Source organism: Roseomonas sp. CAU 1739 (assembly GCF_039839775.1).
Lineage (GTDB): Bacteria > Pseudomonadota > Alphaproteobacteria > Acetobacterales > Acetobacteraceae > Neoroseomonas.
Map to the genome: position 1 here is coordinate 144796 of NZ_JBDOQQ010000015.1, position 24242 is coordinate 169037.

The window sequence follows — 24242 nt, forward strand, 5'->3', positions numbered from 1 at the left end:
CCGCCAGCAGCAGCAGGTCGTTGCCGCCCTTGAGGTCGATCTTCGCATCGTTGCTGGCGGCGAGCAGAACGATGGTGTCCGACCCGGCGCCGCCGTTGAGGATCTCGACGTTCTGGACCGAGAGACGGTTGCCGCTATCGGCGAGTTGGAGGCTGTCGGCGCCCGCGCCGAGATCGGCGATGGCGTCGAACAGCGCGCCGGTGACGGTGACGGTATCGGCAAATGCCCCACCGTTGAGCCGGTCGAAGCCGGCGAGGGTGACGGTATTTGCCGCGTTGGCGGTGAGGGTGACGACGGGCAGGGGGGCGGCTCCGGCTGGGAGCCGGCGCCACGAGGCGCCGGACCCAGGCAGGATGTCCGCCTGTCTCTAAAAAAGAGACGAATTTCCGAGACAAATCTCAAATTTAGAGAATTCGTCTCATTGACAGATCAGGTCTTGATCGGCCCTCGGCTGCCACGCCCCTGTCCGGGCGGGTCGTTCGGGTCATTGTCAGACGGTCCCGCGGGCGTCCGGCCGCCGCCGCCGCGACCGCCGCCCGGCGGGTCGTTCGGGTCGGAGTCGGTCGCGCCGCCCTGGCGCGGCTGCCCGCCGCCGCTGCCACCACGCCCCTGGCCTGCCGGGTCGTTGGGGTCGGCGTCGCTGATCCCGCCCCGGCGTCCGCCACCGCTGCCGCCGCGCCCCCGGCCGGGCGGGTCGTTCGGATCATTGTCGGTCGGGCCTGCGGGTGCCCGGCCCCCGCCGCTGCCGCCGCGCCCCTGGCCCGGTGGATCGTTCGGGTCAGAATCGGTCGCGCCCGAACGGCCGCCGCGACCGCCGCGGCCCTGGCCCGGCGGGTCGTTCGGATCATTGTCGGACGGCCCGAGCGGGCGCCCGCCACCCTGCGGGCCGCGTCCATTGCCGGGCGAGTCATTCGGGTCGGCGTCGGTCTGGCCGGTTTGCGGCGGGCGCTGCTGCTGCTGGCCCTTCACCGGCGGTCGGCCTCCGCCGCCGCGACCACCGCCGGGCGGGTCGCCCGGGTCGGCATCGGAGACGCCGCCTGGCGCATTGCGCGGGGCCTGCGGGGCAGGGGCCGGTGCTGGCGTGGGGGCTGGCGTCGGGCCGGGCGTGGGCGCCGGCGTTCCGCCGCCGGGTTCGCCCTTGCCGCCCTGGGCGGCCGCCAGGCCAGGCACGCCGGCAGCACCACCGGCAGCACCACCGGCAGCCGCAGCGCGCACCATCAGCACGCGCCGCGCCAGGCGGCCTTCCTTGGGATCAGTCATGTCGGGCGGTCCTCTGGCATCCGTTCGTTGCATTCTCGGCGCCGGTGAGGCGGTCGCACAAGCCTGTCGGTGCGACCTTCGCGAGGGGGCCATACGGGGCTTGCATTCATGTTCTTGTTTTGTTCTTATCATCGCATGAGAACGCTCAGCCCCGTCGATACCACCCTGGCCATTCCGCCTTGCCCGGTCGCGATGCGCGTGGTCCCGCCGATCCGCTTCCTGCCGGCCACCCCGGCGCGCCGGATCGCCCGCCGCGCCATGCGCGATTTCACCGGTTTCCTGGCCTTGGCCTGGGCGATGGCCGAGCTCGCCCTGTGGGCGGGTGCCTGACGTCGCCGGAGTTCTGTCGGCCCTCCGGCGCCGGCGCGCACAACGGCGCGTTCGGCTTGCGTGCCATGCCCTGTTGCTTGGGCGGGGCCGGGTGGTCCCGGCGCGATCGCGCCGTGCGCTCGCGGTCCGTCGCGGCGCCTCGGGCCGAAGGGGCCCAGGGACGCGTCATGCATGCGCGGGCGGTGGCTCGGGTCGCTTGATGAGAGCGGCCCGGCCCACTCAGGCGGCGCGGTCCCGCAGGATGGCCACGGCCTGGCGGAAGGCGTCGGCCATCCGCTGTCCCGGCATCGCGCCCGAGAACAGCAGGTGCCGGTCCAACAGGAAGGACGGCACGCCGTTGATGCCCGCCTGCGACAGGCCGAGCGATTCCATCATCACCTCGTCGCGCGCCGCCTGTCCGGCGGTGAAGGCGACGATCGCCTCCTCCGGCAGGCCGACCTCGGTGGCCAGCCGCTCCAGCACCGCGGTATCGCCGACATCCTCGCCTTCCTGGAAATAGGCGCGGAACAGCCGGCCGACCAAGGCGTGCTGCAACCCGCTCGGCGCGGCCAGGCGGATCAGCCGATGCGCCTCGACCGTGTTGGGCGTGCGCGCCATCAGGTCGTGGCGGAAGGCCAGCCCGGCGACGCGACCGGCATCGGCGACCTGGGCGTCCAGTTCCGCCCCGCGCTCGACCGAGCCGAATTTCTGCGCCCGGTAGGCCGCCCGCTCCACCCCTTCCACCGGCATGTCGGGGTTCAACTGATACGGCAGCCAGCCGATCTCGAAGGTCATGCCGTCTTCGGCAAGGATGGCCAGGGCGCGATCCAGATGCGCCCGGCCGATCCAGCACCATGGGCAGATGACGTCGGAGACGATCTCGAGCCGGCCGACGGGCGCGGGGGCGGGTTCCATGGCGGGGGCTCCTCAGGGGCGATGGCCAGGGTCCGAGGATGGGTGTGCCGGTCGCGTGCAGCAACCCCGCCCCCTCTTGGATCAGCGCTGGCCAGAGGGCATGGTCGCGCGCGATGACATCCATGACCTTCCCCCCTGCGCATCCCACACCATGGACGGAGGCGACGCCTGCCGCGCTCGGCTTCGACGCCGGCCGCCTTGCCGAGGCCGTTGCTTTCGCCGCCGCCCATGAGACGCCGTGGCCCCATGACCTCGCCGGCCATATTGGCCGCGGCGCCTTCGAGCCGCCGCCGGACAATGAGGTGCTCGGCCCGCTGTGGCCGCGTGGCGCGCCGGGCGGGATGGTGACGCGCCACGGCGTGCTGGTCGCCCGGTGGGGTGACACGCGGGAGGTCAGCCAGACCTTCTCGGTCGCCAAATCCTACCTTTCGCTGCTGACCGGCCTCGCCGTCGTCGACGGGCTGATCCCCGACATCGACCGGCCGGTGCGCGAGACGGTGGACGATGGCGGCTTCGACTCCGCGCAGAACGCGCCGATCACCTGGCGTTACCTGCTGACCAACACCTCGGAATGGGAAGGCACGCTGTTCGGCAAGGCGGACAGCATCGACCGTGGCCGCAACCTCGGCGTCGAAGGGCAAGGCAAGAAGGGCCAGCGGTCGCTTGCCGCCCCGGGGACACATTGGGAATACAACGATGTGCGGGTGAACCGCCTGTCGCTGTGCCTGCTGCGCCGCTTCGGCCGGCCGCTGCCCGAGGTGTTCCGCGAGCGCATCCTTGCCCCCATTGGCGGCTCGGCCGACTGGCGCTGGGACGGCTATCGCACCTCCTGGGTGGATCTACCGGACGGCTGCAGGGTGCAGTCGGTGCCGGGCGGGACGCATTGGGGCGGCGGCATCTCGATCCATGCGGAAGATCAGGCGCGCGTCGGGCTGCTGGCACTGAACCGCGGCATGTGGGCCGGCCGGCGGATCCTGCCGGAATCCTGGTTCGCCCTGTCCACCACGCCCTGCGCGTTGAACCCGCATTACGGCTTCCTGTGGTGGCTGAACTCGGACGGGGCGCGGTACCCGGCGGCCGGGCGCGACGCCTTCTTCGCGAGTGGGGCGGGGGGAAACCTGACCTGGATGGAGCCGTCCAAGGGCATCGTCTGCGTGATGCGCTGGACCAATCCCGCCGCGATGGGCGGGGTGGTCGAACGGGTGCTGGGCGCGCTCGACGACTGAAGGCCGGAGGGGCGCCGTCCCTCCGCACCACCCCGCCAGGAGCCAGCGGGCCCCTGGACCGCGGGGATCGGGTGCTGACGGTATCGGGCTCGCTTCATGGCGCGGCAGCCTACTTACGCTGCGTCGGCCACATTCTTGTGCATATTGCCGGAAAAACGGGCGATTGAGGGCGCCTTCGTGCGCAGTCAAACGAACCCGTCCCGCGCCGCCCCTGGCACAGCGATTGCCTGCGACGGGAGGTGCAGGTCGTCGGGCGTGGGGTAATGCGACCCCGCCGCGGCCGGCATGGAGTGCAGTGAACCCCCCATGGCCAAAGCCGCTGATATCGAGCTCATCGCCCTGACCAAGCGATATGGCGCGGTCACCGCCGTGGACGGCATCGGGTTGCGCATTCCCGCCGGCACCTATTGCTGCCTGCTCGGGCCATCGGGCTGCGGCAAGACGTCCACCCTGCGCATGATCGCCGGGCATGAGATCGCTTCGGACGGCGACGTCCTGCTTGGTGCCGACAACATCACCGAACTGCCCCCGGCGCGGCGCGGCACGGCGATGATGTTCCAGTCCTACGCGCTGTTCCCGCACCTCACCTGCCTCGACAATGTCGCCTTCAGCCTGAAGATGCGCGGCGTCGGCAAGGTGGAACGCCGCACCCGCGCGGCCGAGATGCTTGCGCGCGTCGAGATGACCAGCTTCGCCGAGCGCCTGCCGGCGCAATTGTCCGGTGGCCAGCAGCAGCGCGTCGCACTCGCCCGTGCGCTGATCACCGATCCGTCGGTGCTGCTGCTCGATGAACCTCTCTCGGCGCTCGATCCCTTCCTGCGCGTGCGCATGCGGGAGGAGTTGAAGACGCTGCAGCAGCGCCTCGGCATCAGCTTCATCCACGTCACCCACAGCCAGGATGAGGCGATGGCGCTCGCCGACCTGGTGGTGGTGATGAACCAGGGCCGCATCGAACAGGCCGCGACCGCGCGAGAGGTCTTCAACCGCCCCGCCAGCGCCTTCGTCGCGCGCTTCATCGGTGGGCACAATGTGATCGCGCTGGCACCCGGCGGCGGGGCGCTGGGCAATGGCGTGGCGCTGGCCGCGCTGCCGACATCTGCGCGCCATGTCGCGGTTCGCGCTGACCGGATGATGCTGGGGCGGCCCGGGGCTGCGCTGCCGCTCAGCGGCATGGTGCGCTCGGTCGAATATCTCGGCGCGACCGTCGCGGTTGGGCTCGCGGTCGACGGGCTGGACCCGCTTTCCGCCGTGCTGCCTGAAGCGGCCTTCTTTGCCGACCCGATGCGACCCGGCGACGGCGTCTGCGTCGGCTGGAATGCCGAGGACATGCACGGCATCGCGTGATTTCCCGCGCCGGCCGCGCGCCGTCGCGTTCAACCGAAGGGAGACTGCCATGGTCGAGACGCAGAAGAAGGGCCTCGCGCGGCGCAGGTTGCTCGCCGCCGCGGCCGGCACCGCGGTGGGTTCGGGTGCCGTCACCGGCTTCCCGACGCTGTGGGCGCAGAACATCCGCAACGTGGTGCTGCGCCAGTTTGGCACCGGCGTGTCGAACCAGAACGCCATCGCCGAGAAGTGCAAGGAAGACCTCGGCATCACGCTGCAGATGACCGCGCTCGATTCCGACGCGGTGACGCAGCGCGCGGTGACGCAGCCGAATTCCTACGACATCGCCGACATCGAATACTGGATCTGCAAGAAGGTGTTCCCGGCGGGCGTGCTGCAGCCCATGGATACCTCGAAGGTCCGGCTGTTCGATAAGATCGTACCGATCTTCACGACCGGAAAGCTGACGCCCACCTCGACCGTCGCGCAGGGCACCGCGCCGAACACGGTCAGCTTCGTGGACGGCGCCGGCAGCGTGCGCTTCTCGCCCACGCCGACCCAGTGGTTCACGATGATCCCGACCATCTACAACGCGGATACGCTCGGCATCCGCCCCGACCTGGTGGGCCGGCCGATCACCAACTGGAAGGACATCATGGACCCGGCCTTCCGGGGCAAGACATCCATCTTGAACATCCCGTCCATCGGCATCATGGACGCGGCGATGATCTGCGAGAGCGCGGGCGTCATTCGCTACGGCGACAAGGGCAACATGACCCGCGCCGAGATCGACACCACCATCAACTTCCTGATCGAGGCCAAGCGCGCCGGCCAGTTCCGCGCCTTCTGGAAGACCTTCGACGAGAGCGTGAACCTGATGGCCTCGGGCGAGGTCGTCATCCAGTCCATGTGGTCGCCGGCGGTGACCGCGGTGCGGTCGCGCGGCATCCCCTGCGTGTACCAGCCGCTGGCCGAGGGCTATCGCGCCTGGGGCGGCGGGCTGGCGCTGGCCAAACACCTGCGCGGCATCCAGCTCGATGCCGCCTATGAATACATCAACTGGTATCTGTCGGGCTGGGTCGGGGCGTATCTCAACCGCCAGGGCTACTACTCGGCGGTGCTGGAGACGGCGCGGCAGCACATGTCGGCCGATGAGTGGGGCTACTGGATGGAAGGCAAGCCTGCCCAGGGCGAGATCAAGAACCCGCAGGGCCAGGTGATGGAACGCGCCGGCGCGGTGCGCGATGGCGGGTCCTTCGAACAGCGCATGGGGGCGGTCGCTTGCTGGAATGCGGTGATGGATGAGGACCGCTACATGGTCCAGAAGTGGAACCAGTTCATCGCGAGTTGATTGTGTCCCTCAGACGGCGGGTGGCGGGCATCCGCCCGCCTTGCCTTCGCGCCCTGCGCTGTCGCACTCGGGACCGCTGTTGGTCTGGGCGCGGTCGCGCCGTGCGCTCCCGGATCGCGGCGGGGCCTCGATCCGCTGTTTCCGGTGGGGTGGGTGCGCTGTGCCTGTGATGGTGTCGTCGGGGGACGTCTCAGGTGCGCCACGGTTTGGGTGGTTGCAGTCGTGCTGTGCCCTTCCGGGTAGGGGCGTCGCCTCGATCCGCTGTCTTGTGCGAGGTGGGGGCGTCGCGCCGGGCGATGAGGTGATCCGATGACGTCCCGCTGGTCCGGCCTCCTCCTCGCATCACCACTCGCGCTCATCCTCGCGCTGTTCCTAATCATCCCGATCGGGACGATCATCGTTGTGTCGTTCTTCGACTACGACAGCGTGCGGATGTTCCCCGCCTTCGTCTGGACCAACTACGAGGAGCTGCTGTTCTCGCCGATCACCTGGAAGACCTACCTCCAGACCGTGCAGTTCGCCGCGATCACCTGGGCGATCTGCCTCGTCGTCGGCTTCACCGTCGCCTACTTCCTCGCCTTCCACATCGCCACGCCCTTGATGCAGACGGTGCTGTTCCTAGTCTGCACCATCCCCTTCTGGACCTCGAACGTCATCCGCATGATCTCCTGGATCCCCTTCCTCGGCAGGAATGGGCTGCTGAACCAGGCGCTGATGGGGATCGGGGCGATCGACCGGCCGCTGGAATTCCTGCTGTTCTCCAACTTCGCCGTCATCCTCGCCTATGTGCACCTCTATGCGCTGTTCATGGTGGTGCCGATCTTCAATTCCATGGTCCGCATCGACCGTTCATTGACCGAGGCCGCGCGCGATGCCGGTGCGACCGAATGGCAGGTGCTGCGCAACGTCATCATCCCGCTGGCCCGGCCGGGCATCGCCATCGGATCGATCCTGGTGGTCGCCGTGGTGATGGGAGATTTCGTGACGGTGCGGCTGATGTCCGGCGGGCAATCCGCCTCGGTCGGGCTGATGATGGTCAATGCCATGTCGCTGCTGCAATACCCGGCGGCGGCGGCCAATGCCGTGGTGCTGCTGATCGTCGTGCTGCTGATGATCGCGGCGATGCTGCGCGTCGTCGACATCCGAAAGGAGCTGTAGATGCGCGCCGAACGCTCTCGCGCCTTCTGGCCACTCGCCGCCTTCTTCGGCCTGTTCGTGCTGTTCCTCTACGGCCCGACCATCACCATCGTCGTGCTGTCCTTCCAGGGACCGGAAGGTGGGCTGACCTTCCCGATGCGCGGCGTCTCGACGCATTGGTTCCGCAACCTGTTCGAGACGCAGATGGTCGGCGATTTCGGCGGGTCCTTCACGCGTTCGATGATCCTCGGCCTGATCGTCACGGTGATCACCGTCGTCGTGTCCTTCATGGCGGGGCTTGCCTTCCGCCGGCGCTTCCCGGGATCGACGGCGCTGTTCTACCTCGCCGTCGCCAGCCTGATCGTGCCCTCGGTGCTGATCTCGCTCGGCATCGGCCTGATGTTCCGGCTGATCGGGGAGGACGCGGCCTGGTGGTCCTCCGGCCTCGGCGCGCACCTGACCTGGACGCTGCCTTTCGGCCTGCTGATCATGTTCGCTGTCTTCAACCGCTTCTCCCCAGCCTATGAGGAAGCAGCGCGCGACCTGGGCGCCACGCCGTGGCAGACCATCCGCCATGTGGTGGTGCCGATCCTGCTGCCCTCGCTGATCGGCGTCGGCTTGTTCGGCTTCACCCTGTCCTATGACGAATTCGCCCGCAGCCTCTACACCGCGGGCACCTTCAACACCCTGCCGCTCGAGATCTACGGCATGACCACCAACGTCACCACGCCAGTGCTGTTCGCGCTGGGCACGGTGACGACGGCCGTCTCCTTCCTTGTCATCGGAGTCTCGATCGCCGGGGTGGCGCTGCTGCGCCGTCGCCGCGCCGGCGGTTGACCGGCGTTAACTCCTCGCGATCCAGGGGGGGCGTAGTCCCTTGGCGGGGTGGTCGGGAGAGGCAAGGTCCCATAGGCGCGAAGATTGGAGGGGCGCTGCCCCTCCAAACCACCCCGCCAGGAGCCAACGGGCTCCTGGACTGCGGGATCTTGGCACCGGATCGGGGAGCGCGTTTCGGGACGGCGCCCGGGACAATTCCGGCCGCCCTCCCGACGCATGCCGCTGCCACTGAAACCCCCCGTCCCGCCGGGTGCCAGGTTGAGGTTTCCAAAGGCCTTAAGCCTTTGGTGGGGTGAGGTCCGGAGAGGGGCAAAGCCCCTCTCCGAGGTCCCGCGCCGCCCACGCCTCGCGCCGCCCCTCCGGCCTTCTCCCTGTTGCGCCGCGCCATCGCCTCGGGCCACCATCGCCGTGCAGGGGGATGGGCGTATGGCGGAGATCGGGATCGTCGGCCTGGGTCGCATGGGTGCCAACATCGCGCGGCGCCTGATGCGCGCCGGCCATCGCTGCGTGGTGTGGGACCGCGACCCGGCGGCGGTCGCCGCCGTGGCGGCGGATGGTGCGGTGCCGGCCGAGGACCTGGCCGGTGTCGTGGCCGGCCTCAACGCACCGCGTGCCGTCTGGGTCATGCTGCCGCATGGTGATCCGACGGAGCAGGCGATCGATGCCCTGGGCGACCTGCTCTCGCCGGGCGACACGGCCATCGATGGCGGCAATACGCAGTGGAAGGACGATGTCCGCCGGGCCGAGGAATTGCGCCCGGACGGCATTCACTACCTGGATATCGGCACCTCCGGCGGCGTCTGGGGGCTGGAACGCGGCTACTGCCTGATGATCGGCGGCGATGCCGAACCGGTCACGCGGCTGGCGCCGATCTTCGATGCGCTGGCACCCGGGCGCGGCGACATTCCCGCGACGCCGCGCCGCGATGGCCGCGCGCCGAATGTCGAGCAAGGCTGGCTGCATTGCGGCGGCCATGGTGCCGGGCATCTCGTGAAGATGGTCCATAACGGCATCGAATACGGGATGATGCAGGCGCTGGCGGAAGGCCTCGACCTGCTGCGCGCCGCCGACAGCAAGGCTCTGCCAGAGGACCACCGCATCACCCTCGATCTCGCCGATGTCACGGAGGTGTGGCGGCGCGGGTCGGTCATCACGTCGTGGCTGCTCGACCTGACGGCGTCGGCCTTGGCGCAGGACCCGGCGCTGGCGCAATACGCCGGCACGGTGGGCGATTCCGGGGAAGGCCGCTGGACCGTGCAGCAGGCGGTCGAGACCGCGGTGCCGACGCCGGTGCTGACCGCCGCGCTCTACGCCCGCTTTGCATCGCGTGACGAGACGCGCTTCGCAGGCAAGGCGCTGTCGGCGATGCGCGCCGGCTTCGGCGGGCATCTCGAACCCAAATGAACCCTGCCGCCATCGTGGTGATGGGCGTGTCCGGCTGCGGCAAGTCCACCATCGGCCGCCTGCTGGGCGAACGCCTCGGCTGGGTGTTCGAGGATGGCGACGCCTTCCACCCGCCGGCCAATGTTGCGAAGATGTCCGCCGGCACGCCGCTGACCGATGACGATCGCTGGCCCTGGCTGCGGGCGATTGCCGCGCGGATCGCGGCGGCGCGCGCGGCGGGCGCGCCGGTGATCATCGGCTGCTCGGCATTGAAGCGCGCCTATCGCGACGTGCTGCGCGACGGCCATGCCGATACCCGCTTCCTGCACCTGACCGGCGCGCCGGAACTGATCATGGCCCGCCAGGCGTCGCGGACGGGGCATTTCATGCCCGCCTCGCTGATCGCCAGCCAGTTCGCCACGCTCGAATTGCCGGAGACCGAGGCGGATGTGATCGACCTCGATGTCGATCCGGAGCCGCCGGAGATCGTCGCCCGCGCCATCGCCGCATTGCGTCGCCGCGGCGACATCGCGTGATCCGCAACATTGCGGTCATTGGTGCCGGCGTGGGCGGGCTTGCGGCCGCGACGCTGCTCGCCCGTGCGGGGCATCGCGTGACGGTGCTAGAACGCTTCGACGAACCGAAGCCGGTAGGCTCGGGGCTGATGCTGCAGCCGACCGGCCTTGCGGCGCTGCAGCGGCTCGGGTTGCGGGAGGAGATCGCGGATCTTGGCGCGCGCATCACGCGCCTGCACGGCACGACGGATCGCGGCGCGACCGTGTTCGACCTCGGCTATGACGACCTGGCGCCGGGGCTGCACGCGGTCGCGGTCCATCGTGCCGCGCTGCACCGCGTGCTGTGGCACGCCTTCGCCGCCTCTGGCGCAGGTATCGAAACCGGCCGCCAGGTGACCGGCATCGAGCAGCACAGCGACCGCGTCATCCTCCACCACGCCTCCGGCGACACAATGGAGGCCGACATCGTCATCGACGCCTCCGGCGCGCGATCGCCGTTCCGCGCCCTGGTGGAGCGCCGCGCCCCGCGCGCCTTCACCTATGGCGCGGTCTGGGCGAGCGTACCCGATCCGGGCCTGGCACCGGGCACGCTGCTGCAGCGCTACGTCGCCGCGCGAAACATGCTGGGCTGGCTGCCGGTCGGGCAGGCGGAGCCGGGCGGTCCGCCGCTCGCTGCGCTGTTCTGGTCGATCAAGCCGGGCGACCACGCAGCCTGGACCGCGCGCTTCGACGACTGGCGCGCCGAGGCCTCCAGGCTGTGGCCGCCCATCGCACCCATACTCGCCGGCCTGTCCGGGCCGGAGGCCTTCACGCCGGCGAGCTACATCCAGTTCACCGCGCGTCGGCCCTGGCGCGGTCGGGTCGTGCTGCTGGGTGACGCGGCGCATGCGACGTCGCCGCAACTGGGCCAGGGCGCGAACAACGCGCTGCTGGATGCGCTCGCCCTTGCGGATGCGCTGGCGGCGGAATCCAAACCGGAGGCCGCCTTCGCGCGCTACGCCGCCGCGCGGCGCGCGCATGTGCGCTTCTACCAATACGCCAGTGCGATCATGACGCCCTTCTTCCAGGCCGATTCACGGTCCCTGCCGCTGCTGCGCGACCTGGTATTCGACTGCATGAAGATCGTCCCCTGGCTGCACAGGGAGATGCTGCGCACGCTCGCCGGGCTGAAGACCGGCCTGCTGACCCATCGCGATGCGGGCATCCTGGCGGGGCTTCGGTGAAACGCGTCCTGCTGCTCGGCGCGACCGGGGCCTTCGGGTCGCGGCTCGCCGAGGGCCTAGTGCGGTCGGGGATCGGTGTCGTCGCCATGGCGCGCGGACCGGACGCGCTGGCGGCGCTGGCGGCGCGGCTCGGCCCGGCGATCACGACGCTGGCGATCGATCGCGCCGGGCTGGATGCGGCGCGGCTGCGCGCCCTGGCCGTGGAGCACGCCCTCTACGCCATCGCCGACGCCTCGGGCCCGTTCCAGGATCGTGCGCCCGACCTGCCGCGCGTGGCGATCGCCGCCGGGCTGCATTGGGTCGATCTCGCCGATGCGCGCGACTGGGTGGCGGGCATCGGCGCGCTGGATGAAGCGGCGCGGCAGGCCGGCCTCGCCGTGCTGGCCGGGGCGAGCTCCACCCCCGCTTTGTCCCATGCGGTGCTCGACCGGATCACCGAAGGTGCGCGGGCGATCCACACGGTCGAGGTCGCCATCTCCCCTGGCAACCGCGCGCCGCGCGGGGAGGCGGTGATGCGCGCCATCCTCTCCCGCGCCGGACAGCCCATCCGCATCTTCCGCGGCGGTCGCTGGATCGAGGCACCGGGTTGGGGGCTCGCCGACCGCCATGCCATTGCGGGCCTCGGTCAGCGCCGCCTGGCGCTGTGCGAGACGCCGGATCTTGACCTGCTGGTCGCACGCTACGCCCCGCGCGCGGATGCGATCTTCCGCGCCGGGCTCGAACTCGGCGTGATGCATCAGGGGCTGGCCGCGCTGGCCTGGCTGGTGCGGACGGGGTTGCTGCGCTCGCTGCTGCCGCTGACGCGGCCGCTACTGTGGCTCGCGCAGCTGCTCGCACCCTTCGGAACCGATCGTGGCGGGATGGAGGTCGCCGTCATCGCCGAGGAGGCCGATGGCGTGCTGCGCCGCCGCTGCTGGACGCTGGTGGCCGAAGCCGGGGACGGACCCTTCGTGCCGACGCTGCCGGCGCTCGCCGCACTCCGGGTGCTGGCGGCGGGTTCCCTTACGTTCCGCGGTGCGGCGCCTTGCGTCGGCGTGCTGGGCTATGACGCGATCGCGGAGGGCTTCGCCGCGCATCGCATCACCACGCGCATCGATGCGCAGGACATGCCCGCGCCGCTGTTCGAGCGCATGTTGGGGGATGGGTTTGCGACGCTGCCGCCGGCGATCCGCGCCGGGCATGCGGTCGCAGCCTTTCTGGCGCTGGAAGGTCGCGGCGCCGCAGAAGGCGCGGCCAACCCCTTCGCGGCATTGGCCGCGCGCATCTTCGGCCTGCCTGCCGCGACCGCCGATGCCCCGCTGAGTGTCGAGATGCGCGCCGCGCCGGATGGCTCGGAATCCTGGGAACGCCACTGGCCCGGTCGGAACATGCGCTCCGTGCTGCGCGCGGACGGGAAGGGCGGGCTGGAAGAAGCCTTCGGCCCGTTCACCGGCACGCTCGCCCTGCGCCGAACGGCTGACGGGCTCGTGCTGGAGGCGACCGGCGGCCGCTTCCTCGGCATCCCGCTGCCGCGCTGGCTCACCCCTGTCAGCGCGGCGCGCGAATACGCCGACGCCGAGGGCCGCTTCGCCTTCGACGTGCCGATCGGCGTGCCGCTGCTCGGCCGGCTGACGCGCTATCGCGGCTGGCTCAGGCCGGTTCGAACGGCTCCGGCTCCTCGATAAAGCCGCGTGCATGCTGCGCGCTGCAACGCGCTTGCCATTCTTGCGCCGGCATGACGAGGCGGCTGTCGTTGACCTGCGCGATCACCATGGCCGGGATCGCGCAGTCCGTGCCTGTCCCGGCGGCTATTCCGCCGCCATGGCGAGACCCGGCACCGGGGCGTTCGTGATGGCGCTCATGCGTTCCCGTACATCGAAGATGCGGACCTGCAGCTCGGTGATCTCGGGATTGGCCTTCATGCGCGCGACGATCGGCCCGTTCACATAGGCCTCGGCAGCGGCCCGGCTGTCGAACAGGTAGATGCCGCCGGCGCGGCGGTCCTCCTCCCCATCCAGCCAGATCTTCCATTGCAGCCCGGGCACGGCCAGGAACTGCTTCGCGCGGTCGTCGGTATAGCGCGCTTCCCATTCCGCCTTGGGCATTTCGGGGTGGGTGTAGTTGACCTGGACGATCATCATGGTTCGGGCCCTCCCTCGGCCATTGCCGCGAAGGGTGCGCCCGCCGGGCAGGCCAGCGCAACACACGGAAGGCGGCGGGGCGCCGTTGCGGGCATGACGGGGGCAGTGAACAACCGGAGACAGACCATGCCGACGATGCCCCTCGACCTGCGCGGAACGCCGTTCCAGCGCGCCGTCTGGGCCGCGCTGCGGGAAATCCCGCCCGGCCGGACGGAAACCTACAGCCAGGTCGCCGCCCGTCTTGGTCGGCCGGGGGCCGCGCGGGCCGTTGCGCGCGCCTGCGCGGCCAATCCGGTGGCGTTGCTGGTGCCCTGCCACCGTGTCGTGCCGAAGGCAGGCGGGTCGCATGCGCTGCCGGGCACAGGCGGCTGGCGCTGGGGCGCGGCGCGCAAGCGCGCGCTTCTCGCACTGGAGGGCGCGCTGTGATCCCGGACCTGGACTGGGCGCGGATCGGGGCGGAACTCGACGCCTTCGGCTGCGCCACCACCGGCCCGCTGCTGGATGCGGCGGCATGCGCGGACCTCGCCGCGCTGTACGACCGGGAGGACGGCTTCCGCAGCCGCATCGTCATGGCGCGGCACGGCTTCGGGCGCGGCGAGTACAAGTATTTCGCGGCACCTCTGCCCGGCCCCGTCGCCGCCCTGCGTGAAGGGTTCTGGCCGCATTTGGCACCCATCGCCAACCGCTGGAACGAAGCGATGGGCCTCTCGCCGCGCTTTCCGGCGCGGCATGCGGATTTCCTCGCCCGCTGCCATGCCGCCGGACAGACGCGGCCGACGCCGCTGCTGCTGCGCTACGGCGCCGGCGACTACAACTGCCTGCACCAGGACCTGTATGGCGAGCATGTCTTCCCGCTGCAGGTCGCGGTGCTGCTGTCGGCGCCGGGTGGTGACTTCACCGGCGGCGAATTCGTGCTGACCGAACAGCGCCCGCGCATGCAGTCGCGGGCCGAGGTGGTGCCTCTGACGCAGGGCGAGGGCGTGATCTTCGCGGTGCATCACCGGCCCGTGCAGGGCACGCGCGGCACCTATCGCGTCAACCTGCGCCACGGCGTCAGCCGCATCCGCAGCGGCCGGCGGCACACGCTCGGCGTCATCTTCCACGATGCCGCGTGATCAGTCTTCGAGCGCCTGGTAGGTCAGCATGTTGGTGATGATGCGGTAGCGCCGCCGCAATTCGCCGGGCACATGGGACATCAGCACCACGGCGAGTTCCTCCACCGGATCGACCCAGAAATAGGTGCCGAACACGCCCGACCAGCCGAACGCCCCGGGCCGGCCCATGAAGGCCGACCCACCGGCATGCCGCCGCACCGCCACGGTCAGCCCGAAGCCATAGCCGCCAAGGCCCGGATCGGTCGCCTCCGGCCCGCCGGCGATGCCCTGCATGTGGTCCGACGCCATCCAGCGCACCGTCGCCGGCGACAGCACCCGCGCCCCACCTAGCGTCCCGCCCGCCCGCAGCATCTCGGCGAAGCGGAGGTAGTCGCTGGCGGTCGAGGTCAGCCCCGCGCCGCCCACCTCCAGCCGGGGCGGCTTCAGCGGCGCCGTCACCGCCTGCGGCGCGCCGGTGATCGGGCAGTTCGGCAGCGGCTTGGCGAAGCGCGCTGCGCCGCCCTCGGGCAGGACGTAGCCGGTCTCCGCCATGCCGAGCGGTTCGAAGATGCGTTCACGCATCACGGTCCCGAGCGACTTTCCCGAGGCCGCGCCCACCACCAGGCCCAGCACATCGGTCGAGAAGCCGTATTCCCAATGCTCGCCCGGATGATGCAGCAGCGGCGTGGCGCCGAGCGCCTGCGCCAGCCCCGCCGCGTCGTAGTCCCGCGCCGCGTTCAGCGACGAACCGGGATGCGCCTTGTGGACCGCCGTCGCACCGAAGCCGCCGCCGCCATAGACGAAGCCGGTGGTGTGGCGCATCGCATCCTGCACCGTCATCGGCCGGCGCTGCGGTTCCAGCTCCAGCGGCCCGTCGCCGGACAGCATGCCCGGCGTGTGCTTCGCCACCTGCATCGTCATCAGCGGCGGCAAATGCGCGCCGACCGGCTCGTTCACCAGCACGCGGCCTTCCTCGACCAGCGTCAGGGCCGCGACGCCGCAGACTGGCTTGGTCATCGACGCGATGGAGAACATCGCATCCGCCGGCATCGGCACCTTGGCGACCGGATCAAGCCAGCCGACCGCCTCCAGATGCACCAGCCGCCCGCGCCGGGCGATCGCCACCACACCGCCGGGGAAGCGGCCAGCCTCCATCTCCCGTTCCAGGGCCGGGCGCAGCTTTGCCAGCCGGCTGCTGGACATGCCCACCGCTTCCGGCCGGGCGGCGGGGATGGCAGGGATCTCGGCCTGCAGGATGCTCATGCGCCGTCTCCGGCATAGGGGTTGGTGCGCCGTTCGGCGCCGAAGGTCGAACCGGGGCCATGCCCGCAGATGAACTGGATGTCGTCGCCCAGCGGGAACAGCTTGCCGCGGATCGCCGCAATCAGCGCCGCGGTGTCGCCATAAGGGAAATCGGTCCGCCCGACCGACCCCTGGAACAGCACGTCGCCGACCAGCGCGAAGCCGAGCGCGGTGGAGACGAACACCACATGCCCGGGCGTGTGGCCTGGGCAGTGCAGCACCGCGAATTCCTGGCCGGCGATATCGACCGTCTCGCCTTCCTCCAGCCAGCGATCCGGGCTGACGGGCTTGCAGTCCATCCCGTACTTCGCCCCCTGCGCCGGCAGGCCATCGAGCAGGAAGGCGTCGGCGCGGTGCGGTCCTTCGATCGGCACGGCCAGCGCCGCGGCAAGTTCCGCTGCCGCGCCGGCATGGTCGAGATGCCCATGCGTCAGAAGGATGCGCTGCACCTTGATGCCGGCCTGCTGGATCGCCTCCTGGATGCGGTCCGCGTCGCCGCCGGGATCGACCACCACGCCTTCCTTCGTCTCGTCGTCCCAGACCAGGGTGCAGTTCTGCTGGAAGGGCGTCACGGGGATGATGGCGGCGGCGATGCTCATGGCGCGACCTTGGCGTGGCGGTGCCAGGGCGGCAAGGCGGGCAGGACGGGCCAGAGGGGGCCTTGCCACCTCCGGACCTCCCCCACCAAAGGCTTAAGGCCTTTGGAAACCTCGGCTTTGGCGCTGAACTCCGCGGTTTGGTGCGCGAATCATGGTGCCATCCTTCGCGCTCCTGCAGCCGCGCGCTGTCCCGCATGCACAGCGCCAAAATCCCGCGGTCCAGGAGCCCGTTGGCTCCTGGCGGGGTGGCTTGGAGGGGCAGCGCCCCTCCATCCTTCGGCCTACCCCAGCGCGAATGGCGCGCCCCAAGGCCCGGCAATTCTCGCCGGGTCGTTAACCATCCGTTCAGGGTCCCCCGGCTTTCCTGCGACAACCCAGATCGCAGGATGCGATGACCACCTACGCATTCGCCGACGTCGCCGGCGGCACCTTGAGTTTCGTGCCCTCGCAGGACCAGCTGGTCTTCGGCCCGGCCATGGCCGCGGCGTCGCTCCGCTTTTCCGTCAGCGGAGCGGACCTGCTGCTGATGGCGGGGGGGGAGGTGCTGCGCCTCACCAATATCAGCCTCGGCGGCGGCGGGCTGAATGCCGCCAACCTGGTGTTCCAGGACGGCAGCATCATCCTGTTCGACAGCGTCTCCAACAGCCTGCGCAGCGGTGGGTCGGGCAATGACTGGTTCGGCGCCGATCGCGGCGGCGCCGATACCATCCTGGCCGGCGCCGGGGATGACTACATCGAGGGCGGCAGCGCGGTCGACGCCAGCGACCGGCTGGATGGCGGGCAGGGCACGGCCGATCGCCTGGCGCTGTCGGGCACGTTCTCGCTCGCGCTGGGCGCGGGCACGCTGACCGCGATCGAGGTGATCGCGCTGCGTGACGGCGTCATCTCCCTGGCGCTGGATGATGCCGCGGTGGCCAGCGCGACGCCGGATGTCGGCAGGCTGTTCACCGTCGACGCGTCCGCGCAGGGCATCGGTTCCTTCGCGTCGGTTACCGCGGCGGCGGTCAGCTCGGCGGGCGTCGCCCTGATCGGTGGCGCGGGGGACGACGTGCTGACCGGCGGCTTCCGCGCCGACAGCCTGGCCGGCGGGGCGGGGGATGACACGATCTCCGGCGGCTGGGGGGATGACAGCATCGAAGGCGGCGCCGGCATCGACCGGCTGGTCGGCGGGCCGGGCGACGACACTTTCATCTTCGACCGCATCGACGCGCCGCAGAGCCCGCCCGCCACACCGGACCTGATCGTCGATTTCGAAGGCGCGGGCGTGTCGGGCGGCGACCGCATCCTGCTGCCGGGCGCGATGGTCATCTGGCGCGTCATCGCCTTCCACGTCACCGCCGCCGATTTTGCCTTCGAGGGCTATGCGGAATCTGGCCTGCAACTTGACCCGGCGCAGGTCGGCGACGGCTACGTCGATGTGCTGTGGCGGCTGGTGGAGGGCGAGGCCTGGCGCTTCGAGGTCTGGGCCGACCTCGATGATGATGGGCGCTTCGGCGGCGCGGACCTGCTGGTGCGCGTGGCATTGCCGCCCGGCGACACGACCACGGTGCTGGACCCGCTCGATTTCGCCACCGAGTTCGGCGGCCAGTTCGGAGGCGACGGCAACGACCTGCTGGTCGGGCGCGGCGCTACCGACGATGCCTTCTGGGGGCAGGCCGGCGACGACAGCCTGTGGGGCGGCGACGGCGTCGACTGGATGGAGGGCGGCCTCGGCAATGACACCCTGGCCGGTGGCAACCTCGCCGACGAACTGCGTGGCGGGCCGGGCAGCGACTGGCTCGATGGCGGCGATGGCTGGGACACGCTGTATGCCGCCGATCCCGACACGCCCGAGACCGAGGCCGCCGACGACCGCAACCTGCTGATCGGCGGTGCCTCGCCGGACATGCTGTTCGGCGGGCTCGGCCTCGACACGCTGCGCGGCGACGACGGCGATGACATCCTCTGGGCCGATGATGGCGCGGACAGCCTGTCCGGCGGCGCCGGGGACGACGTCGCCTATGGCGGCGGCGGCACCGACACGCTCGACGGCGGCGACGGCGCCGACACGCTGGTTGGCGGCGGCGGCAGCGACCGCATGAGCGGCGGGGCGGGTGCCGACCTGTTCATCATCGACCTGTCGGCCCCGGCTCTCGACGAGACGCTGGGCTCGGCGCCGGACTGGATCCTAGATTTCGACGCGCCGGGGGGGGATCGGATCTCGCTTGGCCTGTCTGGCGGATTGGTCGCCGGGGTGCAGGGCCTGGGACCGCTGGTCTGGCGCGGTTCAGTCGCAGCGCGGCAAACCTCGGCCGGCGTCGGCTTTGGGGAGGCGCTGCCCGGCGGGGGCATCGGCCCGGGCTACTACCAGGCCTTCTGGATCCCGGCGCTGATGGCCAGCGCACCGGCCGGCGGGTGGTTCGTCATCGATCTCGACCAGGATCTTCTGCTCGACACCGACGATGTGGTGGTCCGCCTCGGCACCGTGGACATGCCCGGCGCGGCGCTCACGCCCGATGCCTTCGCCGATGGCACCTTCCGCGTCCTGGTCGGCACGGCGGCTGCCGATACCCTGCTCGCGGCCACCGGTGGACAGGAGATTTTCGGTCTGGACGGCGCCGATCGGCTGCTCGGCCAGGGCGGACCCGACCGGCTGCTGGGCGGGGAGGGCAACGACACGCTGCTGGGCGGCGGCGCGGCGGACCAGCTGTGGGGCGGGGCGGGCAATGACTGGATCGAGGGCGGCGACGGCAATGACGAGATCTTCGTCGAAGGCCCCGCCACCGAGGAAGTGGACGGGCTGTTCGCGCGCAACACCGTGTCCGGCGGCGCGGGTGCGGATAGCCTGTGGGGCTCCGACGGGCGCGATTCGCTCGATGGCGGGAACGACGCCGACCGGCTCTATGGCGGCGTTGGCGCCGATACGCTGCGCGGCGGGGCGGGGGCTGACACCATCACCGGCGGCGACGGCGCCGACCTGATCTCCGGTGATGCCGGGGCGGATTCCATCGATGCCGGGTCCGGCGACGACACCGTCGACTACGATCCCGCCGATCTGCTGGCCGATGGCGGGGAGGATTTCGACACGTTGGTGCTGTCCGTCGCGGCCTCGGTCACGCTCGACAGCGCAATCGACCAGGTGGCCGGCGGCGGCATCACCCTGGGCTTCGAGGCGGTGGACGCCTCGGCGGTGACCAGCGCGGTTTCGCTGGTCGGCGGGTCCGGGCGCAACCGCCTGGTCGGCGGTACCAATGCCGATCGGCTCGAAGGCCGCGACGGCAACGACACGCTCGAAGGCGGGGCGGGGGCGGATACGCTGGATGGCGGCGCCGGCGACGACGTCCTGCGGCCCGGCACGGGGCGCGACCTGCTGATCGGCGGGGATGGGCGCGACACCGTGTCCTATTCCGAGGCGACGACCTCCCTGACCGTGCTGCTGACCGCAGGCACCACCGGCGGCGCGGCGCTGGGCGACACGCTGACCGGTATCGAGGCGGTGATCGGCGGCTCTGGCTCCGACACCATTGCCGGTACCGCCGGTGCGGACTGGCTCAGTGGCGAACTCGGATATGATTCGCTGGTCGGCTATGGCGGCAACGACACGCTGGTGGGCGGCAACGGCATCAACACGCTGCGCGGCGGGCCGGGCGACGACATGCTGATCGGCGGCATCCACGCCGAGGTGCTGGATGGCGGCACCGGCAACGACATCCTGATTGCCGGCGGCGGGCCGGACAAGCTGTGGGGCGGGGCGGGCAACGATCGCTATGAGATCAACCAGTCGAACCATGTGGTGATCGAGGCCGCCGGGGCGGGCTCCGATACCGTCTGGTCCTCGGCGTCCTGGTATGTTCGGGACAACATCGAATGGTTCATCCTGACAGCCGGGTCCGGCAACCGCTATGGCATCGGCACCGCTGCGGATGACCACCTGGTCGGCAATGAGGGCGACAACCTGCTGATCGGGCAGGGCGGCCACGACACGATCTGGGGCGGGGGCGGGGCCGACCGCCTGCAGGGCCGCGACGGCGATGACCATATCTTCGGCGAGGATGGCAACGACATCATCTATGGCGGCAACGGCAACGACACGCTCGAAGGCGGGGCGGGCGCCGACAACCTCAACGGCGAAGCGGGCAACGATACGCTGCTCGGCGGCGCCGACACGATGACGGACGTTCTGCGCGGCGGGTCGGGCGACGACTGGCTGGACGGCGGCGGCGGCTACGACGTGGCCTATGGCGGGCTCGGCAACGACACCCTTGTTGCCTCCCAGTCCAATGACGCCTTCATCGAGCTGGCCGGCCAGGGCTGGGACGTCGTCATCGCGCGCTTCACCGGGTCCTACACCCTGCCCGTGGAGGTCGAGGAACTGATCCTGGACGGGGCGACCACCGGCATCGGCAATACCGCGTCCAACCGCATCATCGGCTCGGCCCGCGCCGAGACCCTGTTCGGGCGCGCCGGCAACGACACGCTGTTGGGCGGCGGCGGCAACGACATCCTGTTTGGCGAGGCAGGCCGCGACGCCTTCCTGTTCGCACCGGGCTCGGGGCTGGATGCCGTGGCGGATTTCACGCCCGGTCAGGACCGCATCCTGGTGCAGGGCTTCGGCTTCACGAATTTCGACGCGCTGATGGCCTCCACCCGGCAGGGCACAGGTGGGGCAATCATCGATTTCGCCTCGGGGGATTCGGTGCAACTCGCAGGCGTGGCGAAGGCTGCGCTACTGGCGGGTGATTTCGTCTTCCTCGCGTGACCTTTCATCCCCACATGGCGAAGGCTCATCGCGATGAATGGAGGATGCAATGATCGCTCAGGCGGGACATGAGGCCGCGACCCTCGGCGGCGGCTGCTTCTGGTGCCTCGAGGCCGTCTACAAGGAACTGCGCGGGGTGGTCTCAGTGATGTCGGGCTACGCCGGCGGGCATGTCGACAACCCATCCTACGAGGAGGTCTGCGGCAAGAAGACCGGCCATGCCGAAGTGGTGCGCGTGGTCTTCGACCCGAAGGAACTCTCCTACGCAGACCTGCTGCGAGTCTTCTTCACGATCCATGACCCCACCACCAAGGACCGCCAGGGCAACGATGTCGGGCCGCAATATCGCTCCGTCATCTTCACCCATTCCGAGGACCAGGCGGCGACGGCGCGGGCCGTGATGGACGAAGTGGCCAAGGCCGGCATCTGGGACGGGTCGCTGGTGACCGAGGTGCTGCCCGAAATGCGCTTCTGGCCGGCGGAAGCCGAGCATCACGACTATTTCGCACGCAACCCATGGACGGGGTATTGCCGCGCGGTGGTGGCGCCGAAGGTGCTGAAGTTCCGCAAGGTTTTCGCTGAGCGGGTGAAGCGGCCGGCAGCGTAAGGGGGGGGCGTCGCCTCGTTTGCCTTCGAAGGTTGGAAGGGCTTTGCCCCTCCAAGCCACCCCACCAAAGGCCGGTGGGCCTTTGGAAACCGATACTTGGCGCTTGGGCGTCGGGGGGCGCCGCATACCTTCGGTTGGCTGGATGGTGGCGTCAATTCCGGGCGCCGGCCCCGGAGGGGCGTGCGGCGCCTCGTCGCGCCCGCCGCGCCAGGCACCGGCTTCCCGCGGTCCAGGGGCCCGCAGGCCCCTGGCGGGGTGGTTTGGAGGGGCGGCGCCTCTCCAATATCTCACGCACCGCGGCGGTTCATCAGGTTGATGAAGCCCCCCGCCCTGCCACCATCGCGATAGTCACCTTGATCCGCGTCACGGGCGCGTCTCTCGGCCTACTCCGCGCTTGCGTCGCGCATCGCCGCGGCGCAGGTTCCGCCCGTCGGCAGGTCCCCTCATTGCCGACGTGAAACGCCGTTAGGTCCGACCCCATGCGCCGCCGCGCCCTTCTGTTGAGCACCCCCTTGCTGCTGCTGGCCCGGCCGGCCGCGGCTGACTTGGTCTATGTCCTCAATTCGGGGGATTCGAGCATCCTGGTGCTCGATGCCGTCTCCCGCCAGGAACTGCGCCGAATCCCCGCCCTGCGGGAGGTGCACCACCTTGTGATGTCGCCGGACGGCAAGGACCTGCTGATCGCCGATTCCGGCGGCAACGAGATCCTGTTCCTCGACCCCGTCACCGGCGAGGTGCGCCGGCGGGAGCGGATCTCCAACCCCTATCACCTCGACTTCTCGCCCGATGGCCGGCACCTCGTCGTGTGCAGCCTGCGGCGCAACCAGGTCGATATCTACGACGCCGGCAACCTCGCTTTGCTGGGCCGGCTGCGCATGCCGGAAAAGCCCTCCCACATGGCGTTCCGGCCGGATGGCAAGGTCGTCTATGTGACGTTGCAGGGCAGCGGCACGGTCGGTGCCGTCAGCCTAGAGACACGGGAAGTGCTGTGGGAAGCCCCGGTCGGGCGCGAACCCGCGGGCATCGTCTGGCATCGCGGCAAGCTGATCGTGGGCGTCATGGGCGCCGATTACTTCGCCGTGATGAACCCGGAGACGAAGGCGATCGAGCGTCAGATCCCGCTCGGGCGCGGCGCGCATACCGTGTTCATCCAGCCGGATGGCAAGGCACTATGGGCCACCAGCCGCGTGCAGAGCCGGCTGGCCGAGATCGACCCCAGCACGCTCGATGTCCGCCGCGTCATCGACCTGCCCGGCGGGCCGGATTGCATCGCCTTCGACCCGGATGGCAGGCTGTGGGTGACGCTGCGCTGGGCCGGACGGATCGCGCGCGTCGACCCGGCCACCGGGGAGTTCGAGACGATCCGGGTCGGTCGCAGCCCGCACGGCATCTTCGTGCAGCCGCGCCGTGCGGAATCCTAGGCTGGTTCGCCTCGCCGTCCTTCTGGCACTGGTGACCGTCCTGCCGGCGGCGGCGCAACCTGCGGCCACGCCATCCTGCCCGGCCGGGACGCTCTACCTGACGATCGACACCGGTTGGGGGCGTGAGGCGGAGCAGATCGCCGCGATCCTCAAGCGCCGCAACGTCCGCGCCACGCTGTTCGTCGCGCAGGAGCCGACCTTCACCGGCCAGCGCAGCCTTGACCCCGGCTGGGCCGCCTTCTGGCGCGCCCGCGTCGCCGAGGGCCATGTCTTCGCCAGCCATACCGACCGCCACTGGTATTTCCGTGGCGATGCCGGTCCCGGTCGCACCCGCTATGTCTCCCGCACGCGGGAAGGGGAAACGGTGCTTGACCAGCCGGCGATGTGCCGCGAACTGGCCCAGCCGATCGAGCGCCTGCGTGCGATCGCTCCTGGCGCGGTGGTGCTGCCGCTGTGGCGCGCGCCGGGCGGCATCACCACGCCCGGCGCGATCCGCATGGCCGAGGCCTGTGGGCTGCGCCACCAGGGTTGGACCGCCCATGGCTTCCTCGGCGACGAGTTGTCGTCCGAGACCAGCCCCAACCGCGCGCTGGCCGATCGCGCCCTGCGCACGGTGCGCGACGGGGAGGTGCTGGTGATGCACTGGGGCATCCGTTCGCGTCGCGATCCCTACGCCAATGTGCTGGACGAGGTGATCGGCGGCCTGCAGGCGCGGGGCTTCTGCTTCGCCACGCTGCCCACTGCCGGGCGGTAGCTGTGGCCCTAGGTCATGTGGACTCTAGGGATTCCCTGGCTGATGGAAGCATGATTCAAAGCTGCCTTTTGGAGGCGGCGGATGGGCGTGCTGGATCGGTTGATCCTGGATGACGCGGCGTGGGCGCG

General features: G+C 70.3%; 21 protein-coding genes. 16 read left to right on the forward strand and 5 right to left on the reverse strand.

What is annotated here, in order from left to right; genetic code table 11:
• Positions 1–429: 429 nt before the first annotated feature.
• Positions 430–1260, reverse strand: coding sequence for a hypothetical protein (locus tag AAFN86_RS22060; RefSeq protein WP_347545715.1), 831 nt, complete (start codon positions 1258–1260; stop codon positions 430–432).
• Between the two features lie 135 nt (positions 1261–1395).
• Between AAFN86_RS22060 and AAFN86_RS22065 the strand changes: the two genes are divergently transcribed.
• On the forward strand, positions 1396–1590 hold the full coding sequence (locus tag AAFN86_RS22065) for a hypothetical protein (protein WP_347545716.1): 195 nt from the start codon (positions 1396–1398) through the stop codon (positions 1588–1590).
• Positions 1591–1809: 219 nt separating this feature from the next.
• Here AAFN86_RS22065 and AAFN86_RS22070 read toward each other — a convergent pair whose 3' ends face one another.
• A complete protein-coding gene (locus AAFN86_RS22070) occupies positions 1810–2484 on the reverse strand; it encodes a DsbA family oxidoreductase (RefSeq protein ID WP_347545717.1) in 675 nt (224 codons plus the stop codon).
• Between the two features lie 122 nt (positions 2485–2606).
• Between AAFN86_RS22070 and AAFN86_RS22075 the strand changes: the two genes are divergently transcribed.
• The 9 genes from AAFN86_RS22075 to AAFN86_RS22115 all read left to right on the forward strand — a co-directional run bounded on the left by AAFN86_RS22075 (position 2607) and on the right by AAFN86_RS22115 (position 13143).
• Positions 2607–3710: a serine hydrolase gene (locus tag AAFN86_RS22075; RefSeq protein WP_347545718.1), complete on the forward strand. Its 1104-nt coding sequence runs from the start codon at positions 2607–2609 to the stop codon at positions 3708–3710.
• A gap of 306 nt (positions 3711–4016) precedes the next feature.
• Positions 4017–5054 carry an ABC transporter ATP-binding protein gene (locus AAFN86_RS22080; protein WP_347545719.1) on the forward strand — a complete coding sequence of 346 codons (1038 nt, stop codon included), beginning with the start codon at positions 4017–4019 and terminating at the stop codon, positions 5052–5054.
• 49 nt (positions 5055–5103) lie between these two features.
• The gene (locus AAFN86_RS22085; RefSeq protein ID WP_347545720.1) at positions 5104–6384 is read left to right on the forward strand and encodes a PotD/PotF family extracellular solute-binding protein; all 1281 of its coding nucleotides are present in this window, start codon (positions 5104–5106) and stop codon (positions 6382–6384) included.
• A 309-nt stretch (positions 6385–6693) separates the two neighbouring features.
• The gene (locus AAFN86_RS22090; protein ID WP_347545721.1) at positions 6694–7542 is read left to right on the forward strand and encodes an ABC transporter permease; all 849 of its coding nucleotides are present in this window, start codon (positions 6694–6696) and stop codon (positions 7540–7542) included.
• Positions 7543–8358, forward strand: coding sequence for an ABC transporter permease (locus AAFN86_RS22095; RefSeq protein WP_347545722.1), 816 nt, complete (start codon positions 7543–7545; stop codon positions 8356–8358).
• 426 nt (positions 8359–8784) lie between these two features.
• Positions 8785–9762 (forward strand): phosphogluconate dehydrogenase (NAD(+)-dependent, decarboxylating), encoded by a 978-nt coding sequence (gnd, locus tag AAFN86_RS22100; protein ID WP_347545723.1) that lies wholly within the window; start codon positions 8785–8787, stop codon positions 9760–9762.
• Positions 9759–10277: a gluconokinase gene (locus tag AAFN86_RS22105; protein ID WP_347545724.1), complete on the forward strand. Its 519-nt coding sequence runs from the start codon at positions 9759–9761 to the stop codon at positions 10275–10277. Before gnd ends, AAFN86_RS22105 begins: the two co-directional genes overlap by 4 nt.
• The gene (locus AAFN86_RS22110) at positions 10274–11479 is read left to right on the forward strand and encodes an NAD(P)/FAD-dependent oxidoreductase (protein WP_347545725.1); all 1206 of its coding nucleotides are present in this window, start codon (positions 10274–10276) and stop codon (positions 11477–11479) included. Before AAFN86_RS22105 ends, AAFN86_RS22110 begins: the two co-directional genes overlap by 4 nt.
• Entirely contained in the window at positions 11476–13143 is a 1668-nt protein-coding gene (locus AAFN86_RS22115; protein ID WP_347545726.1) for a DUF4166 domain-containing protein, read from the forward strand. The genes AAFN86_RS22110 and AAFN86_RS22115 overlap by 4 nt, the downstream gene beginning before the upstream one ends.
• Before the next feature lie 123 nt (positions 13144–13266).
• Here the strand turns inward: AAFN86_RS22115 and AAFN86_RS22120 are convergent, their stop codons facing one another.
• The gene (locus AAFN86_RS22120) at positions 13267–13599 is read right to left on the reverse strand and encodes a YdhR family protein (protein ID WP_347545727.1); all 333 of its coding nucleotides are present in this window, start codon (positions 13597–13599) and stop codon (positions 13267–13269) included.
• A gap of 126 nt (positions 13600–13725) precedes the next feature.
• Here AAFN86_RS22120 and AAFN86_RS22125 point away from each other — a divergent pair, with 126 nt between their 5' ends.
• Together AAFN86_RS22125 and AAFN86_RS22130 are read left to right on the forward strand one after the other, a co-directional pair.
• Positions 13726–14025 carry a methylated-DNA--[protein]-cysteine S-methyltransferase gene (locus tag AAFN86_RS22125; RefSeq protein WP_347545728.1) on the forward strand — a complete coding sequence of 100 codons (300 nt, stop codon included), beginning with the start codon at positions 13726–13728 and terminating at the stop codon, positions 14023–14025.
• Positions 14022–14714, forward strand: a complete 693-nt coding sequence (locus tag AAFN86_RS22130) for a 2OG-Fe(II) oxygenase (protein ID WP_347545729.1) — start codon at positions 14022–14024, stop codon at positions 14712–14714. Before AAFN86_RS22125 ends, AAFN86_RS22130 begins: the two co-directional genes overlap by 4 nt.
• Here the strand turns inward: AAFN86_RS22130 and AAFN86_RS22135 are convergent, their stop codons facing one another.
• Complete coding sequence (locus tag AAFN86_RS22135) at positions 14715–15956, reverse strand: serine hydrolase domain-containing protein (RefSeq protein ID WP_347545730.1); 1242 nt, start codon at positions 15954–15956, stop codon at positions 14715–14717.
• Complete coding sequence (locus tag AAFN86_RS22140; RefSeq protein ID WP_347545731.1) at positions 15953–16594, reverse strand: MBL fold metallo-hydrolase; 642 nt, start codon at positions 16592–16594, stop codon at positions 15953–15955. The genes AAFN86_RS22135 and AAFN86_RS22140 overlap by 4 nt, the downstream gene beginning before the upstream one ends.
• Before the next feature lie 391 nt (positions 16595–16985).
• Between AAFN86_RS22140 and AAFN86_RS22145 the strand changes: the two genes are divergently transcribed.
• The 4 genes from AAFN86_RS22145 to AAFN86_RS22160 all read left to right on the forward strand — a co-directional run bounded on the left by AAFN86_RS22145 (position 16986) and on the right by AAFN86_RS22160 (position 24114).
• The gene (locus tag AAFN86_RS22145) at positions 16986–21332 is read left to right on the forward strand and encodes a hypothetical protein (protein ID WP_347545732.1); all 4347 of its coding nucleotides are present in this window, start codon (positions 16986–16988) and stop codon (positions 21330–21332) included.
• 49 nt (positions 21333–21381) lie between these two features.
• Positions 21382–21939, forward strand: coding sequence for a peptide-methionine (S)-S-oxide reductase MsrA (gene msrA / locus AAFN86_RS22150; protein ID WP_347545733.1), 558 nt, complete (start codon positions 21382–21384; stop codon positions 21937–21939).
• 479 nt (positions 21940–22418) lie between these two features.
• Positions 22419–23360: a beta-propeller fold lactonase family protein gene (locus tag AAFN86_RS22155; protein WP_347545734.1), complete on the forward strand. Its 942-nt coding sequence runs from the start codon at positions 22419–22421 to the stop codon at positions 23358–23360.
• A complete protein-coding gene (locus tag AAFN86_RS22160; RefSeq protein ID WP_347545735.1) occupies positions 23347–24114 on the forward strand; it encodes a polysaccharide deacetylase family protein in 768 nt (255 codons plus the stop codon). The genes AAFN86_RS22155 and AAFN86_RS22160 overlap by 14 nt, the downstream gene beginning before the upstream one ends.
• The last annotated feature ends 128 nt before the right edge of the window (positions 24115–24242 follow it).

Excerpts from the sequence above, each read along its gene's own strand:
- AAFN86_RS22065 (WP_347545716.1), top strand. The coding sequence starts at position 1,396 with ATGAGAACGCTCAGCCCCGTCGATACCACCCTGGCCATTCCGCCTTGC.
- AAFN86_RS22075 (WP_347545718.1), top strand. The coding sequence starts at position 2,607 with ATGACCTTCCCCCCTGCGCATCCCACACCATGGACGGAGGCGACGCCT.
- AAFN86_RS22080 (WP_347545719.1), top strand. The coding sequence starts at position 4,017 with ATGGCCAAAGCCGCTGATATCGAGCTCATCGCCCTGACCAAGCGATAT.
- AAFN86_RS22095 (WP_347545722.1), top strand. The coding sequence starts at position 7,543 with ATGCGCGCCGAACGCTCTCGCGCCTTCTGGCCACTCGCCGCCTTCTTC.
- AAFN86_RS22090 (WP_347545721.1), top strand. The coding sequence starts at position 6,694 with ATGACGTCCCGCTGGTCCGGCCTCCTCCTCGCATCACCACTCGCGCTC.
- AAFN86_RS22070 (WP_347545717.1), bottom strand. The coding sequence starts at position 2,484 with ATGGAACCCGCCCCCGCGCCCGTCGGCCGGCTCGAGATCGTCTCCGAC.
- msrA (WP_347545733.1), top strand. The coding sequence starts at position 21,382 with ATGATCGCTCAGGCGGGACATGAGGCCGCGACCCTCGGCGGCGGCTGC.
- AAFN86_RS22135 (WP_347545730.1), bottom strand. The coding sequence starts at position 15,956 with ATGAGCATCCTGCAGGCCGAGATCCCTGCCATCCCCGCCGCCCGGCCG.
- AAFN86_RS22125 (WP_347545728.1), top strand. The coding sequence starts at position 13,726 with ATGCCGACGATGCCCCTCGACCTGCGCGGAACGCCGTTCCAGCGCGCC.
- AAFN86_RS22085 (WP_347545720.1), top strand. The coding sequence starts at position 5,104 with ATGGTCGAGACGCAGAAGAAGGGCCTCGCGCGGCGCAGGTTGCTCGCC.
- AAFN86_RS22155 (WP_347545734.1), top strand. The coding sequence starts at position 22,419 with ATGCGCCGCCGCGCCCTTCTGTTGAGCACCCCCTTGCTGCTGCTGGCC.
- AAFN86_RS22105 (WP_347545724.1), top strand. The coding sequence starts at position 9,759 with ATGAACCCTGCCGCCATCGTGGTGATGGGCGTGTCCGGCTGCGGCAAG.
- AAFN86_RS22060 (WP_347545715.1), bottom strand. The coding sequence starts at position 1,260 with ATGACTGATCCCAAGGAAGGCCGCCTGGCGCGGCGCGTGCTGATGGTG.
- AAFN86_RS22120 (WP_347545727.1), bottom strand. The coding sequence starts at position 13,599 with ATGATGATCGTCCAGGTCAACTACACCCACCCCGAAATGCCCAAGGCG.
- gnd (WP_347545723.1), top strand. The coding sequence starts at position 8,785 with ATGGCGGAGATCGGGATCGTCGGCCTGGGTCGCATGGGTGCCAACATC.
- AAFN86_RS22145 (WP_347545732.1), top strand. The coding sequence starts at position 16,986 with ATGACCACCTACGCATTCGCCGACGTCGCCGGCGGCACCTTGAGTTTC.
- AAFN86_RS22140 (WP_347545731.1), bottom strand. The coding sequence starts at position 16,594 with ATGAGCATCGCCGCCGCCATCATCCCCGTGACGCCCTTCCAGCAGAAC.